Genomic DNA, 14,350 nt, shown 5'->3' with positions numbered 1-14,350 from the left:
GGAGTGCGCTCAGCGCCGCAGGCGATTGCCGAGCACGAAGCCGAACAGGCCCATCAGGATGATGCCAGCCGCGCCCTCGATGCCGACGAGAAGATTGGTGACGCGTCCCACCGGTTTGACGCCGATCTCGGGAGGATTGGCGGTCATCATGTTGAGAGCGCTGTAGCTCACCAGGTCCAGAGGGTTGTAGGTCGGCCGGCCGTCGCTACCCTCGGGAATCAATCCACCGGTCAGACCGTAGAGCGCTGCGAAGACGCCGATGAGGATGACGAACGCGCGGGCGATCCGCGACAGGCTTTCGCCATAGTCGCAAAGCCACTCCACGAAGCGATCCGCGACCCATTGATAACCGTGGCGGAGCAGGTCCGGGCCTGAACGCGCGTCCCAGGCTGCCCGCGCCTGAGCGCCCGCATGGAGACGACCCATCCGGCGACCGCGCTTATAGGCCCAGCTTGCCGCGTCCTGGCTGCCGATACTCTTGAAATTCTGCTCGAGCGCCAGGTAGCTCGCCTGAGCCGCGGGGTAATCTCGAGCGACCTCCTCGCCCACCGCGCCGCCAAGCTGGTCCACCCGCATCCGGGTGCCGTTGAGCCAGGCGCCGGCGAAGCGCGCGTGGCGCAGGTCGCAGGTGGAGAGGTTGAGGCGTACGAGGCTGGTCTCGGAGAGGTCCGCCTCCGACAGGTTGGCCCCGTCCAACTTCACGCCGGTGAGGTTGGCGCCCCGCAGGCGCGAGCCGGTCAGCTGCGTCTTCTTGAGGCTGGCGCCCTCGAAATCGGCGTAGGTCAGGTTGACGCCCACGAGCTTGACCTCGTCCAGGCGAGCGCCGCGAAAATGGGTGTAGTCGGCGTCGGCCCCGGTGAAATCGGCGCCCCAGAGGTCGGCGCCCTCGAAGTTGGCTCCATCGAGGAGCGCACGACGCAGCTTGGCGAAGCGCATCGCCGCACCGTCGAAACGCGCATCCTCCAGCATCGCATCGTCGAAGTTTGCCTCGCCCCCGGCAATGCCAGTGAAGCGGGCGCCGCTGAGGTCGGCATTGGCGAAGTTCGCCTCCTCCACGGTGGCACCGGTAAAATCGGCGGACCGGCCGAGCACGCCGGCCAGCGTCGCACCTGAGAGGTTCGCTCCGGAGAGATCCACGTCCTCGAGGTGTGCGTCGGTGAGATCCGCTCCAGCCAGGGCCAAGCCGGCCTGCTTGGCGTCCCACCAGGCAGGCGGTTCCGTATCCACACCGAGACGAGCTGCCAACGCCTCGCGTCCGAGGGGGAGTCCCGCAAGGGCACGGGTGTCGTCGCCCGCCGCGAAGGCCGTGCCGGCGAGAGCTGCGAGGCGTTCCAGGACCCGGTCGGCACGAGCCTGCGCGGCGGTGATCGGATCCGCCTCAGGGTTCATGGCGGGGCTCCAGACCTGTCGCGTGGGCACCATTCCGGGCCTCGGACGTTTCGAAGTGCTTGGCCACGGCGTGCCGGCGACGGCACGGGGAGCGCGGTGTGGGTGTGATGTGGGTGGAGATCGGCCTGAAGGCCGCCGGGGGGATCCTTGTGGTCGCGACCCTGCTGCCCTTCATTCCCAGCAATTCCGGCTTCATCCGCACCTTCGACTTCCCGCGATTGCAGATTGCGGCCCTGATCGTGGCCGTGATCCTGGGATTGCTGATCGCTGCCCGCGACACTTCGGGTCTCACACTTGTTGCCGCGCTCGCCGCAGCCCTAGCCTACCAACTGGTGTGCATCTACCCGTTCACCCGATTGGTCTCGCCGCAGGCGGCCGCGGCAGAGCCGGAATCCTGCCGCTCGGAGGCGGGCTTCTCGATCATGATCGCGAACGTGCTGGAATCGAACCGCGCCTACGCGCCCCTGCTCGACCTCGTCACCCAGCAGGATCCCGACCTGTTGCTGCTCGTCGAGACCGACGAACTCTGGGCGGAGGCTCTGGAACCCCTGCGGACGCGGTATCCATACGGAGTGGCCCAGCCGCAGCACAACACCTACGGGCTGATGTTCTATTCCAAGCTCGCTTTAGATAACCCGGAGGTGCGTTTCCTGCTGCAGGACGACGTCCCCTCCGTGCGCACCGGTGTGACGCTCCGCTCGGGAGAGCGCTTTACCTTCTTCGGCGTGCATCCCAGGCCGCCTCATCCGGGTCAGAGCAGCGCGCCGCGTGACGCCGAACTCGTGATGGTGGCGCGCGAGGTTGCGGCGGAGGGAGGCCCGGCAGTGGTGGCAGGCGACCTGAACGACGTCGCCTGGTCGAAGACCAACGACCTGTTTCAGCGTATCAGCGGTCTCCTCGATCCGCGGATCGGCCGTGGTCTCTATCCGACCTTCAACGCCAAATGGCCGCTGCTGCGCTGGCCCCTCGACCATGTGTTCTTCAGCGACGATTTTCTCCTCGGCCGGATCGAGCGATTGCCTCATATCCAGTCGGACCACTTTCCAATCCTGATCAGCCTCTGCCGCACGGATCGGGCGCCACGCCTGCAGGATGCCCCGCAAGCCACGGCGCAGGATCACGAGGATGCACAGGAGGCGGTAGAGGCGGCCCGATGATGGGGATCAACGCTGGGCAACACCGGCCGCCATATTGATGGCGAGGGCCAGCACGCTGGTATTGAAGATATAGGCGTAGATGGTCTGCACTGTCGCAACACGGCGCATCGCCTTGCTGGTGATATCGGTATCCGATGTCTGCGACGTCGCCCCGATGGTCACGGAGAAATAGAAGAAGTCCCAGAAATCCGGGTTCTCGTCGCCATTGAAGTCGAGTCCGCGGCGCGATGTGTCCGCTTCGGTCCCGTAGTACAGGTGCGCGTAGTGCACCGTGAAGACCACCTGCACGAAGAGCCAAGCGCAGATCATGGTCGCTGCGGCGAGCGCGAGGTGGCTCAAACGGTACGCTTCGCTTCCATTGCCGCCGAGTACCAGCATCGCCACGGCGCCGAAGCTCGCGGCGGCCGCCAGAATCGCGAAGAGCGTTACGGTAAGAGCACTGTCGTCCAGGCGCGACGACTCCCTCCGCAGCGAGTCCTGCGACTGACGCGCTGCTTTCCCGACGATCAACCCGCAATAGGCGAGAACGCCGAGGCACCAGCCGAGCAGCAGCCGAACCGACAGGTCTGCGAAGGGAAGAATCAACGCGAGGACGAGGGTGAGCCCTACGGAGGCGAGAAGGCGCGGACGGAGCCAGAAGGCCTGAAAGGGATTCAGCATGTGAGGATCGTCTCGACCATTCGCGATTCGATCCTGCTCTCGCGCGGAGATGCCTTATCCGCAAGCCTTGTCTCCGCAAGCCTTGTCTCCACAAGCCTTGTCACAGCTTGCTCTGCGGCCTGGGAGGAAGCGGGCGATCCACGGTCGCAGCGGTAGGAACAAGCGATAGGCGACCTCGCCGAGGCTGATCAGCCCAGGCAGGCGAGCGAGATGGGCAAGGATACGCCAGCGCGGCAGCACGGCCCAGAGCGCAGCGAAACCTCTCGCTCCCGATGCCAGCGCACCATCCGGGCGGCGGACATGGAAGCGGGCACGGGCTGCGCTTCGGGTCAGGTCGGGACCGAGATCCGCGGGGTCTTCGGCGGCGACGTCGATCCAAGCGACCCGCTCTCCGCCCGGCGAGCGCCGGTAGAGCCGGATCTCAGCAGCGCAAAGAGGACAGGCCCCGTCATAATAGACGGTCAGGGTCGGCGACGATGGCGCGGTCGGAGTCATGCCTTGGAAGATAGGGTGACGAGCCCCCGTGACACGGTCGTGAATCGCTTCGCGACCGTGTCATTGTCCCGCATGGGTCTCTCAGACCGGGTTCAGCGACGGGCCAGCGCCTTCAGGGCATTACGACCGGCATAGAGGGCCTGTGAACCAAGGCCTTCCTCGATGCGGATGAGCTGATTGTACTTGGCCAATCTGTCGGAGCGCGCCAGCGAGCCGGTCTTGATCTGTCCGCAGTTCGTCGCAACCGCGAGGTCAGCGATGGTCGAATCCTCGGTCTCGCCGGAGCGATGGGACATCACGGCCGTGTAGCCGGCCCGCTGGGCCATATCGACGGCGGCCAGCGTTTCTGTGAGCGAACCGATCTGGTTCACCTTCACCAAGATCGAGTTGGCCGTCTGCTCGGCGATGCCGCGCGACAGGCGTGTCACGTTGGTGACGAACAGGTCGTCGCCGACCAGCTGGCAACGGTCGCCGACACGCTCGGTGAGAAGCTTCCAGCCCTCCCAATCGTCCTCCGACATACCATCCTCGATCGACAGGATCGGGTAGGCGTCGACGAGCCCCGCCAGATAGGCGACCTGCGCCTCGATATCGCGGGTCTGGCCCTCACCCTCGTAGTGGTAGGCGCCATCCTTGAAGAACTCGGTCGCTGCGCAGTCGAGAGCCAGCACCATGTCGGTGCCGGGCTTGAAACCAGCGGCCTGGATCGATTGCATCACGAAATCGAGAGCGGCCTCAGCCGAGGGCAGGTTCGGGGCAAAACCGCCCTCGTCGCCCACGTTGGTGTTGTGGCCGGCCTTCTTCAATGCACCCTTGAGGGTGTGGAACACCTCGGCACCCATGCGCACGGCTTCGGCAAGCGAGGACGCGCCCACCGGCATGATCATGAATTCCTGGAAGTCGATCGGGTTGTCGGCATGGGCACCGCCGTTGATGATGTTCATCATCGGCACAGGCAGTACCCGGCCCTGGGTTCCACCGATGTAGCGGTAGAGCGGCAGGCCTGCCGTCTCGGCGGCGGCTTTGGCGACGGCGAGTGACACGCCCAGGATTGCGTTGGCGCCGAGGCGGCTCTTGTTGGGCGTGCCGTCGAGCTCGATCATCGCCTCGTCGATGGCGATCTGATCCTCGGCATCCATGCCGCCGATGGCGTCGAGGATGTCCGACTGCACCGCGTTGACCGCCTTGCGGACACCCTTGCCGCCGTACCGACCCTTATCCCCGTCGCGCAGTTCCATGGCCTCGTGCGCGCCGGTGGAGGCGCCCGAGGGAACAGCCGCGCGCCCGAAGGAGCCGTCTTCGAGCAACACGTCGACCTCGATGGTCGGGTTGCCTCGGCTGTCGAGGATCTCACGGGCGGCGATGTTCGTGATCGCGGTCATGGAAGCGCCTTTGCGGACGGTGCGGCTTATCGAGGCCTCGTCACGCGAGGCCGGGTCCGATGCCCAAGGATGTCCGGATGACATGCCCCGGGACCGGACGATTTCGCCGAGGCTTATCCGTCAACGCTTCGCGTCCGGCAAGCGTCCTGTCGCCTCCTGCAAGACTGCCGGCGCGCTGGAACTGGTATTCCAGCCCGTCGGCCGCAGGGGATTGATCGTTGCGCCTGAATCGAACGGAAGTGGCCTACCGGTCACCGGCTCCGGACAGAAGCAGTTCGATCTGCGCCATTCCGTTCTCACGCGCCTTGGCTTCGGTCGGGTGATTGCGGTCGGATCGCTGGATCAGCTTGCCCTTCCGGCGGATGGCCCATTGGTATGGACTGCCGGGCGCCTTGGGCGGCTGGATCTCCAGAGTGTAGGGATAGGTGGCCGTGTTTTCGTCGCTCATGGTTCCCATATGGCACGCGGACATCGCGCCTGCCACTCACCGTCGCCACTTGGGCGGCAAATTGGTTGGATTTCAGCATAAGGCGTGACCTGTGCGACAAGCGTGTCGCCCCCGTCACCGGAAGATTTTGCCCATGACGCAGCCACCTTCAGGCGCCGAGAGCTTGCAACTCGGACAGACGACGCCCCTGCCGACCAGTCCCGACGAGGCCCGCCTGGACCGGGTGCCGAACCCGCATCCGGGCACTGACTATCTCGCCCGCTTCACCGTACCTGAGTTCACTTCGCTCTGCCCCGTCACCGGCCAGCCGGACTTCGCCATCCTGGTGATCGACTACGTGCCGGATCAATGGCTCGTCGAATCGAAGTCGCTCAAGCTCTACCTGACAGCCTTCCGCAATCACGGGGCCTTCCACGAGGATTGCACGGTGGGGATCGGTTTGCGGCTCACGGAGTTGCTGGCGCCCCGCTACCTGCGCATCGGGGGCTTCTGGTACCCACGCGGCGGCATTCCCATCGACGTGTTCTGGCAGACCGGCGAGCCGCTGAAATCCGTCTGGCTCCCGGATCCCGGCGTGCCCCCCTACCGGGCCCGCTGAGATCCGTTCCCCTTGAAAGCGGCTTCGGCTCAAGCCGCCGCCATGAGTTGCGTCTCGATGTCGGGCCAGGCTGCCTGTGCAGCCAGACGCAGGCGCAAGCCGCTGACGATCCGGTCGCGCTCGGCCTCGACGATCGGTCCGTCGAACGCCACAGGGCGGCAGCGGCCGGGCAGTGGACTGGCGATTCCATCGACGTCCCTCCACCAGCCCTGCACGGTGTCACTGCCGAACCAGGCGCGCGAGCCGCTCTCGAAATACGATTCGGCCGGCAGGCCTTCCGCCAGCAGGATGTCGTGCTGGTCGAGCTCCACGTGCCAGTAGGTGACCCGGTCCACGGGCTCTCGGCAGATCGCGATCCCATCAATGAGGTTCTTGATAGGAGTCAGCACACCGCCCGCATTCCCCGCGTCGGCACCGATCAGGACAGGGTGGCCGGGCGACAGGCGCAGGTCCCGGGCCGGGACGGCTTGACCGGAGCCGTCCCGGCCGAAGGCCCCCGCCAGGATGCGCACGGGCCATTGCGTGGATGGATCGCCATACGTGTCAGGCCGGACGTCCCGCTGGCCAATCCAACGGATCGAACGGTGACCGCCCGTGGCGGTTACCGCCACGTCGGTCAGGCGCAGATCCTCGATCGGTACCGTGCAGGCAGCACCGTCTCGCACGACGCCGAGGCGTGTTCCGGTGGTGAAGCAGACGGGCGCGGCGAACCGGATCTGTTCGATGCCCGTCAATGTATCGACGGCGCCGGTGGTCTTATCGGTGACGGTGGTGACCGTGCTGGTCCTGTCGATTGCGAAGTTCGTGCGCAAGCCTGTGACAATGAAAGTATCAGAACCACCTCCGCCGTTGACCACGTTGCTGTTGCCATTGCCGATGATCACGTCGTCGCCGGCACCAGTGACGACCTTGTCGATTCGTGTGCCAAAAGAGATGCCGATGTTGTTCGTGACGGCGCTGTTGGCGCTGGCCGTGCTGAAGGTGCCGGGATTCAGATTGATCCGGCTGCTCGTGTTGAAGCCGGAGACGTCGAGGGTGTTGTCGCCCCCGCGATTGTAGAGGGTCACGAAGGGCGTACTGTTCTTGGTGAAATCGAAATAATCTCGGGACGACCCGGCGATGTTCGTATTGAAGCCGTAGGTCTGACCACCGGCGAAGGTGCTGGTTTTCGATTCGCCGTAGAAGCGCTGGACGGCCAGAATGTCGATGGGCATGGGTGTCTGGGCCCACCCTCCCTGCCAGTCCGCCACGACGGGGCCCTTCGAGGTGAAGGGCGAAGCCGGATCACTGTTTCCGTAGTAGGACATCAAACTCCAGAGATTCTGGTCGTACGGGCCTCGGACACCCTCCACGGTGTCGCCGTTGACCGGTCCGGTATGTCCAAGGCCTAAGAGGTGGCCAGTCTCATGGGCTACGGTTCCCATGATGGCAGAGTTCTCGAAGCTGAAATTGTTCGACTGTCCTAAATTCGCGATACCGGAGACGTAGACCTGCGCCGGTCCCCCCAGACCATTGGGGGCAGCCTGTGAAGCAATCTCCGAGCCTCCGATCGGCTGGGGACCATTGTTCGGGAAAAACGGAGCGCCGGTTGCGGGCGTTTGGTTCCCGAGCAACGCAGAGGCCGTTTCCGTCGTTGGAACATACTTAAATGTGACGTCTGCAATATCGGACCACAGCGTCAGAGCAGAGTTAAAGGCAGCTTTGGCCTCTGCTGACAGACCGGGGTAGAAAGAGTAGGTAACTGTTACCCCTGGTGTGCCCGCTTCACTCGTGGCTGCACGAGGTACGCCCTCGCTGTCATTGTAGAACTTGTTTATCCATGTTTTTGTGGTACTGAAGTCAGCATACTTCCAAGTAAACCACGTATCCTTAGCGATCCGACCATCCTCATCGAGGCCCGACAGGTAAGTAACCTCGTCGCGCTGTTCCGCGTTCAGGTCCGTCAGGTTGGCCATTCCGCATTCCCCGCAGCTGTGGGGATCGGACGCGAGCCCCTGTGCGAAGCTTGTGGGACGAGGCGCGAAAATCGATACGGCCACGCCCGGAGGGGGCGGACTATGCCGGTCCAAGAGTGACGCTTGGAGCCCAAATGGGATCGAGGACGGCCAACCTTCGTGGGCCGTCCTCGATCGCTTTCGCTACAGGTCGTTTGTATCAGACGAGGTGGGACTCAGTAGCCATAACCGTAGGCTGGCGCGCCGTACCCATAGGCAGGACGGGCATAACCATCGCGATAATAGGAGTCGCGAGCAGCGCCAGCAGCGATGGCACCTGCCGCAAGACCGGCAATGCCGAGGCCGACCGCCGCGCCGGTTCCGATTCCGCGACGACGACCGCCATACGCGTATCCGCGACCATAACCACGATGGCCGTAAGCATGGCCATGACCATAGCCACCATGACCGTACCCATGGCCACGCGGGCCAGCCTCGGCGGAGGTCACAGTGGCAAGGCCGCCGAGCGAAAGGGTGAGAGCGGAAATCAAAGCAAGCTTGCGCATGGTATCCTTTAGCGTTCGAGAACGAATTGGAAATTCTAACGTCAGGATGCCGTGATCGTTCCCGTCACCTTCCGCAGACGGACACTGTACGACTTGGTTCATTGATCATGGTGAATCGCTCCAATCGGCCGCACCCGTGATGCCTGCGCCTGGACTTGCTCCATCTGGGTTGCCGGTTTCAGTGGTCTTGATGGACCGTTCGCGCCTTTGCCAGCCGGTCGAACGCCTGGAGCTCGGCCAATAAGGCCGGCATCGCTTTCAGCGGCACCATGTTCGGGCCATCCGAGGGGGCATGGTCCGGGTCGGGATGCGTCTCGATGAAAAGCCCGGCCACGCCGACGGCGACGGCCGCGCGGGCGAGCACGGCGACGAATTCGCGCTGACCGCCCGAGGTCGCGCCCTGCCCGCCGGGCTGCTGCACCGAGTGGGTGGCGTCGAACACCACAGGGGCACCATGCGTGACCTGCGCCATGATCGGCAGGCTGCGCATGTCGGAGACGAGGGTGTTGTATCCGAACGAGGCGCCGCGCTCGGTCACCAGCACGTTGGGATTGCCGGCCCCCGTTACCTTCGCGGCCACGTGGGCCATGTCCCAGGGTGCGAGGAACTGGCCCTTCTTCACATTCACCACGCGTCCGGTGGCGGCGGCCGCGAGCAACAGGTCGGTTTGCCGGCATAGGAAGGCCGGAATCTGGAGGATGTCGATGACCTCGGCGGCGGGGCCACACTGCGCCGCCTCGTGTACGTCCGTGAGCACGGGCAGGCCGAAACGGTCCTTGATCTCGGAAAAGATCGGCAGCGCCCCTTCCAGGCCGAGCCCGCGAGCGGTGCTGCCGGAGGTCCTGTTGGCCTTGTCGAACGAGGCCTTGAACACCAGGCCGATCCCGAGGCGGTCGGTCATCGCCTTCAAGGCGTCGGCGATCTCGATGGCGTGGTCACGGCTCTCGAGTTGGCAGGGGCCGGCGATCAGCGCAAAGGGCAGATGGTTGGCGAAGGCGACCGAACCAGCGGTGACCACGGGAGCGGTGGAGGGGGTGATCTCAGGCATGACGTCGGTCTAGCCCGCTGCGGTCCCAACGAAAAGGCCGGCCCGGCGTCGAAGCACGGGCTTCGCATGAGGAACCGGGAGGGGGGCCAGGATGCAACGGGTACGCAAACCGTCGAAGGGGTCTGCATCCGAAGCGGTTTCGCATCGAATGGCGACCCGCCTGGTCGTCCCCTGCTGTGGACGTCCTGTCGCCAGGGCCTCCTGCTGCAGGACCAGCGCCAGCGTCTCTGCCGCTTCGGCGCTCGCGCCGGTCAAGGCCTGCGCGGCGTCACCGATCAGTTCGTAGAACCGGCGGCTTGGTTCGCGTTCACGGGCGATGAGGACCATCCGGCGCGGCGCCCGGCAATCCAGGCTCATGCGTTCCGCATCGGCCGCCCGGAAGACGGCCCGGGAGCCGACGCGTCCGGCCAGCGATGCTCCCGTTGCACGGATCATGCGGACGGTAAGGGTATCACAGGTATCCGCTGCCTGGGCCGGAGCCAGGGAGACCAAAGTGCTCGCGGCAAGAATCAAGGAAAGGCGAACAGAAATCGTCATCGTGTTGATTTAACGCACGCCCGGCTCAAGGCCCACACTCCAAGTCCCACACTTATTGGTGTTGGCCGATCGCCCCGGTGATCTCATCGGAGCAAGTTTCATGGGTGTGAGAGCGCAACACACGGGGCAGATGAACTGCATGCAGCCCCGCCTCGTCCTCGATGGTGCCCGTCAGAGCGCCGGGTTCGACGACGCCCTGGAAACGAATCGCGCCCGCCTCGGTCGAGACCGCGAAGGTAAGCGCCCTGGTGGAATCGTCGAGGCTCATGGCTTCAACCGCAACGGGGCCGATGTGGTCCGCGCCCTCGAAGGTCACGGCATTGCCGTTTGGCGAGCGCCGCAGCATGACCCGGTGTCCGTTGCGTGCGCCATTGTCCCGAACGGTGCAGAGATCGGCATAGACGAAGGTGCCGGTGATCCAGGCGGAGCGTGCCTGCGCCTGCGTTGCGGCGCTGAGGAGCATGACGACCGTCACGACCGCCCGGCACGGCGGACCGTCCCAGCGCCATGTTCTGATCGTCGTCACGTCCTCACCCTCGTCACGTCCTCACCCTCGTCACGTCCTCACCGTCGTCACGTCCTCACCGTCGTCATCCTGGCGCCTCCCGGCCCCACGCCTCGGCATCCGATCTGTGACCCGGATGCCGAGGCAGGTCTCAGGCCGCCGCTCGTTCACGGGTCCTGTGTTCGGCGTCGAGGGATGCAAGAAGGATGCACAGCGCGATGCCCTCGGCTGCCTTCGTGACGTCGTCGAGGCTGGGATAGGTGGGCGCGAGACGCAGGACGCTGTCCTTCGGATCACGGCCGTAGGGCGAGGTCGCTCCGGCCGGCGTGAGGGCGATGCCGGCATCCTTGGCCAACCGCACCACCTCGGTGGCCGTGCCCTCACGGGCTTCCACGGTAATGAAGTAGCCTCCCTCCGGCCGCGTCCAGCGTGCGGCACCCGTGCCGCTGAGGTGCCGGTCAAGCGCCGCCTGCACGGCAGCGAATTTGGGCGCGATCAGGGCGCGGTGGGCGTCCATGTGGGCCTGAAGGCCAGCGCCATCCCGCAAGAAGCGCACGTGGCGCAGTTGGTTGAGCTTATCCGGACCGATGGTCTGCTTCGCGGATCGAGCCAGGAACCAGCGCGTGTTCTCGGGCGAGCCGGCGAAGACCGCAAGACCGGCGCCCGCAAGCGTGATTTTCGAGGTCGAGGCGTAGAGGAAGGGACGGTTCGGGTTGCCGGCCTCGGTGCAGGCGGTGAGAATATCCTGCACCGGATGGCGATCCGACGTCAGGTGATGCACCGCGTAGGCGTTGTCCCAGAACAGGCGAAAGTCGGGAGCGCCGGTCTTCATCGCGGCGAGGCGCCGCACAGTTTCGTCCGAGAAGATCTCTCCGGACGGATTGGCGTATTTCGGGACGCACCACATGCCCTTGACGGCCGGGTCGGCGACGAGACCCTCGACCACGTCCATGTCCGGTCCCTGTCCCGTCATCGGCACGGGGATCATGCGGATGCCGTATTCCTCGCACAGGGCGAAGTGGCGGTCGTAACCCGGGACCGGGCAGAGGAAGACCGGAGCGTCCTCCTTCGACCAGGGCCGCTCGGACCCCGGTACGCCCTTCAGCAGCGCCCACGCGATGGTGTCGTGCATCAGGGCGAGGCTCGAATTGCCTCCGACCACGATCTGGTCCGCCGGCGCGTCGATGAGGTGCGAGAACAGCGCGCGCAACTCGGGCAGGCCCTGCTGGCCGCCATAATTGCGGGCATCCTCCCCGGCTGCAGTGGTGTAGTCGCCGTTGCCGGGCAGCGCGAGCATACCGGACGACAGGTCGAGCTGCTCGGGCGCCGGTTTGCCACGCGTCATGTCGAGCTTGAGGCCCCGCGCCTTGAAGGCGTCATAGGCCGCTTGAGCCTGGGCGCGCAGATCCGCGAGTTCGGCCGGGCTGCGGTCGGCGATCGTCGTCATGATGTCTCGAGTCCGAGTGAGGCCGCGCGAGCGGCAAGCGCGGCGCACCATGACGCCTCGCGCCGCCTGCGTCACCCCGTTTGAAATGCAGCCCGCGACGGATCAGGGTTGCGTGGTCTGCCAGGCCGCGCACCCCTGGGCGTCGAGGGCGTTGTACTTGGCCTCACTCCAATCGAGGCCTGCGCCCGCCATGTTGTCGGCCAGATGCTGCCGATCGCCGGTGCCGGCAATCGGAAGCAGCACGGGCGAGCGCCTGAGAAGCCAAGCCAGCACCACCGCGCCATCCTTGACCCCGTATTCCCGGGCAAGCTCGGTCAGGACCGAGCCATACGGGACTCCGTATGAGGCTGCACGAGGGCTTGAGTCGCAGATTCTGCGAAGGAAACCTGCGAGACAGTCACGTATGCCGCCTGACATAACCTGACAGTGCGTCCCCGGACGCATTCGAAGGCTTGAACCCGCCAAAGACCTGACGTCATCGGCGCCCGGACGACGGGCGGCGCCGGCCCATGGAATGAGCCGGCGCCGGGTTCGTTTATCGCGATGCGAGGCGGGTTGGGATCAGCCCGCTCGGGATCAGCCTGCCTTGTTCAGGGCCACCGCCACGAAGCGGGTGACGCCCTTCTGGCTCTTGACGCGCATCAGGACCGCCTTCCGGCCGCTTGTCTCGGCGGAGCGAATCCGCTCGGCGACCTCGGAGGGCTGCGAGACGCTCGAACCTGCGACATCGAGGATGATGTCGCCCTGCTCGATACCCTTGGCCGCTGCCGGACCATCCGGATCGACCTCCATCACCGCCACACCTTCGGAGCCGGCACCGACTTCGGAGGCCGGAGCGAGGCTGAGGCCCAGACGCGGCTGCCCGTTTGCCGACGAACCGCGATCGTTGTTCGCCACCCGGGTGTCGTTCGGCAGGACACCGAGTTCCACGGTCGCGGTATCGGACTTGCCGCCGCGCAGGTAGGTCAGCTCGACCTTGGCACCCGGCTTGATGCCGGCGATCTTGCGGGACAGCTCCCTGGCATCGTTGATCGGCGTGCCGTTGACGGTTTCGATGACGTCACCGGATTTCAGACCGGCCTTGGCCGCGGGGGTCCCGGCCTCGGCGTGGTCCACGAGGGCGCCCTTGGCCTTGTCGAGGCCGAGGCCGTCGGCGATGTCCTTCGTCACCGGCTGGACCTGAACCCCGAGATAGCCGCGCGCCACCTTGCCGTCGGCCCGGAGCTGGTCGACCACCGCCTGAACGGTCTCCGCAGGAATCGCGAAGGCGAGACCGACGCTGCCGCCTGAAGGCGACGCGATGGCGGTGTTCACGCCCACCACTTCGCCGCCGACGTTGAAGGTCGGGCCGCCGGAATTGCCCTTGTTGATCGGCGCATCGATCTGCAGGAAGTCGTCGTAAGGCCCGGCACCGATGTCGCGGCCGCGGGCCGAGACGATGCCGGCAGTGACGGTGCCACCCAGGCCGAACGGGTTGCCGATGGCCACCACCCAGTCGCCGACCCGGGGGGCCGACTTGCTGAGCGAGACGTATGGAAAGGTCCCGCCCTCGGTGATCTTCAGGAGAGCGAGGTCGGTCTTGGGGTCCTTGCCGATGACCTTCGCGTCGAGGGTGCGGTTGTCGTCGAGCGTCACCTGCACGGACTTGGCCTTGTCGACGACGTGGTTGTTGGTCACCACGTAGCCATCGGCCGAGATGATGAAGCCGGAGCCCATGGCGCCGCGTTGGCCCTGGCGCTTGGGCGCGCCGAAACCCTGGCCCTGGCCCGGACCACCCTGGCCGAAGCGCTTGAAGAACTCCCGGAGCTGAGGCGGAACCTGCTGACCCTGGCCCTGACCGGGGCCGTCGTCATCGTCGGACGTGGCGCTATCGTCGAGTTTCACCTTCACGGCGACGACGCCCGGCTTCACCTTGTCGACGACGCTGGCAAAGGAGCCCGGCGGATGGTCGGGCGTCTCGATCGGGTTCTTGGACAGGGACTGGGCATAGGCCGGCGTCGACGGTTGGGTCAGGCCGAAGCCGGCGGCGCCCGTCGCGACGAGGGATGCAACGGCGACCGAGGCGAGAGCATTGCGGCGCAGGCGGTTGGGCTGAGCGATCATCATGGACTCCGGATCGGGTGGCGCGCAGCGGCACGCCGTGATCCGGTTTGTAAGGCGTGCCGCCTGACCCCCGCGTGGCGC

General features: G+C 65.6%; 15 protein-coding genes. 2 read left to right on the top strand and 13 right to left on the bottom strand.

Going from position 1 to position 14,350, the window contains the following annotated elements:
* Positions 1-9: 9 nt before the first annotated feature.
* Positions 10-1,389: a pentapeptide repeat-containing protein gene (locus ASF60_RS08045; RefSeq protein ID WP_056183131.1), complete on the bottom strand. Its 1,380-nt coding sequence runs from the start codon at positions 1,387-1,389 to the stop codon at positions 10-12.
* Positions 1,390-1,496: 107 nt separating this feature from the next.
* Between ASF60_RS08045 and ASF60_RS08040 the strand changes: the two genes are divergently transcribed.
* Entirely contained in the window at positions 1,497-2,546 is a 1,050-nt protein-coding gene (locus tag ASF60_RS08040; protein ID WP_082507812.1) for an endonuclease/exonuclease/phosphatase family protein, read from the top strand.
* 6 nt (positions 2,547-2,552) lie between these two features.
* Here the strand turns inward: ASF60_RS08040 and ASF60_RS08035 are convergent, their stop codons facing one another.
* The 4 genes from ASF60_RS08035 to ASF60_RS08025 all read right to left on the bottom strand — a co-directional run bounded on the left by ASF60_RS08035 (position 2,553) and on the right by ASF60_RS08025 (position 5,531).
* The gene (locus ASF60_RS08035; protein ID WP_056183128.1) at positions 2,553-3,206 is read right to left on the bottom strand and encodes a DUF1345 domain-containing protein; all 654 of its coding nucleotides are present in this window, start codon (positions 3,204-3,206) and stop codon (positions 2,553-2,555) included.
* A gap of 54 nt (positions 3,207-3,260) precedes the next feature.
* Positions 3,261-3,701 carry a thiol-disulfide oxidoreductase DCC family protein gene (locus ASF60_RS23495; RefSeq protein WP_082504231.1) on the bottom strand — a complete coding sequence of 147 codons (441 nt, stop codon included), beginning with the start codon at positions 3,699-3,701 and terminating at the stop codon, positions 3,261-3,263.
* A gap of 92 nt (positions 3,702-3,793) precedes the next feature.
* Positions 3,794-5,083, bottom strand: a complete 1,290-nt coding sequence (gene eno, locus ASF60_RS08030; protein ID WP_056183125.1) for a phosphopyruvate hydratase — start codon at positions 5,081-5,083, stop codon at positions 3,794-3,796.
* Positions 5,084-5,327: 244 nt separating this feature from the next.
* A complete protein-coding gene (locus tag ASF60_RS08025) occupies positions 5,328-5,531 on the bottom strand; it encodes a hypothetical protein (protein ID WP_056183260.1) in 204 nt (67 codons plus the stop codon).
* A 133-nt stretch (positions 5,532-5,664) separates the two neighbouring features.
* Between ASF60_RS08025 and queF the strand changes: the two genes are divergently transcribed.
* Entirely contained in the window at positions 5,665-6,129 is a 465-nt protein-coding gene (queF, locus tag ASF60_RS08020) for a preQ(1) synthase (protein ID WP_056183122.1), read from the top strand.
* Between the two features lie 29 nt (positions 6,130-6,158).
* On the opposite strand, the gene ASF60_RS23490 is transcribed toward queF, so the two are convergent.
* From ASF60_RS23490 to ASF60_RS07985, 8 genes are all read right to left on the bottom strand, one after another.
* Positions 6,159-8,084: a Hint domain-containing protein gene (locus tag ASF60_RS23490; protein ID WP_244478369.1), complete on the bottom strand. Its 1,926-nt coding sequence runs from the start codon at positions 8,082-8,084 to the stop codon at positions 6,159-6,161.
* 215 nt (positions 8,085-8,299) lie between these two features.
* Complete coding sequence (locus ASF60_RS08010) at positions 8,300-8,629, bottom strand: hypothetical protein (protein WP_082504229.1); 330 nt, start codon at positions 8,627-8,629, stop codon at positions 8,300-8,302.
* A 178-nt stretch (positions 8,630-8,807) separates the two neighbouring features.
* On the bottom strand, positions 8,808-9,677 hold the full coding sequence (gene kdsA, locus ASF60_RS08005; protein WP_056183115.1) for a 3-deoxy-8-phosphooctulonate synthase: 870 nt from the start codon (positions 9,675-9,677) through the stop codon (positions 8,808-8,810).
* Positions 9,678-9,686: 9 nt separating this feature from the next.
* Complete coding sequence (locus tag ASF60_RS08000; RefSeq protein ID WP_056183112.1) at positions 9,687-10,214, bottom strand: hypothetical protein; 528 nt, start codon at positions 10,212-10,214, stop codon at positions 9,687-9,689.
* Positions 10,215-10,266: 52 nt separating this feature from the next.
* Complete coding sequence (locus ASF60_RS07995) at positions 10,267-10,677, bottom strand: hypothetical protein (protein ID WP_156633945.1); 411 nt, start codon at positions 10,675-10,677, stop codon at positions 10,267-10,269.
* Positions 10,678-10,870: 193 nt separating this feature from the next.
* Positions 10,871-12,166, bottom strand: a complete 1,296-nt coding sequence (locus ASF60_RS07990) for an aminotransferase class I/II-fold pyridoxal phosphate-dependent enzyme (protein WP_056183107.1) — start codon at positions 12,164-12,166, stop codon at positions 10,871-10,873.
* A 102-nt stretch (positions 12,167-12,268) separates the two neighbouring features.
* Positions 12,269-12,583: an aldo/keto reductase gene (locus ASF60_RS26080; protein WP_338011500.1), complete on the bottom strand. Its 315-nt coding sequence runs from the start codon at positions 12,581-12,583 to the stop codon at positions 12,269-12,271.
* Between the two features lie 159 nt (positions 12,584-12,742).
* Positions 12,743-14,269, bottom strand: a complete 1,527-nt coding sequence (locus tag ASF60_RS07985) for a Do family serine endopeptidase (RefSeq protein WP_056183253.1) — start codon at positions 14,267-14,269, stop codon at positions 12,743-12,745.
* Between the last annotated feature and the right edge of the window lie 81 nt (positions 14,270-14,350).

This window comes from Methylobacterium sp. Leaf113 (assembly GCF_001423325.1).
In the GTDB taxonomy this organism is placed as follows: domain Bacteria; phylum Pseudomonadota; class Alphaproteobacteria; order Rhizobiales; family Beijerinckiaceae; genus Methylobacterium.
This window is presented reverse-complemented; position numbering and strand designations above follow the sequence as displayed.

Coding starts and splice junctions, on each gene's coding strand:
- ASF60_RS08045 (WP_056183131.1), bottom strand. CDS start 1,389: ATGAACCCTGAGGCGGATCCGATCACCGCCGCGCAGGCTCGTGCCGAC.
- ASF60_RS08040 (WP_082507812.1), top strand. CDS start 1,497: ATGTGGGTGGAGATCGGCCTGAAGGCCGCCGGGGGGATCCTTGTGGTC.
- ASF60_RS08035 (WP_056183128.1), bottom strand. CDS start 3,206: ATGCTGAATCCCTTTCAGGCCTTCTGGCTCCGTCCGCGCCTTCTCGCC.
- ASF60_RS23495 (WP_082504231.1), bottom strand. CDS start 3,701: ATGACTCCGACCGCGCCATCGTCGCCGACCCTGACCGTCTATTATGAC.
- eno (WP_056183125.1), bottom strand. CDS start 5,083: ATGACCGCGATCACGAACATCGCCGCCCGTGAGATCCTCGACAGCCGA.
- ASF60_RS08025 (WP_056183260.1), bottom strand. CDS start 5,531: ATGAGCGACGAAAACACGGCCACCTATCCCTACACTCTGGAGATCCAG.
- queF (WP_056183122.1), top strand. CDS start 5,665: ATGACGCAGCCACCTTCAGGCGCCGAGAGCTTGCAACTCGGACAGACG.
- ASF60_RS23490 (WP_244478369.1), bottom strand. CDS start 8,084: ATGGCCAACCTGACGGACCTGAACGCGGAACAGCGCGACGAGGTTACT.
- ASF60_RS08010 (WP_082504229.1), bottom strand. CDS start 8,629: ATGCGCAAGCTTGCTTTGATTTCCGCTCTCACCCTTTCGCTCGGCGGC.
- kdsA (WP_056183115.1), bottom strand. CDS start 9,677: ATGCCTGAGATCACCCCCTCCACCGCTCCCGTGGTCACCGCTGGTTCG.
- ASF60_RS08000 (WP_056183112.1), bottom strand. CDS start 10,214: ATGACGATTTCTGTTCGCCTTTCCTTGATTCTTGCCGCGAGCACTTTG.
- ASF60_RS07995 (WP_156633945.1), bottom strand. CDS start 10,677: ATGCTCCTCAGCGCCGCAACGCAGGCGCAGGCACGCTCCGCCTGGATC.
- ASF60_RS07990 (WP_056183107.1), bottom strand. CDS start 12,166: ATGACGACGATCGCCGACCGCAGCCCGGCCGAACTCGCGGATCTGCGC.
- ASF60_RS26080 (WP_338011500.1), bottom strand. CDS start 12,583: ATGTCAGGCGGCATACGTGACTGTCTCGCAGGTTTCCTTCGCAGAATC.
- ASF60_RS07985 (WP_056183253.1), bottom strand. CDS start 14,269: ATGATCGCTCAGCCCAACCGCCTGCGCCGCAATGCTCTCGCCTCGGTC.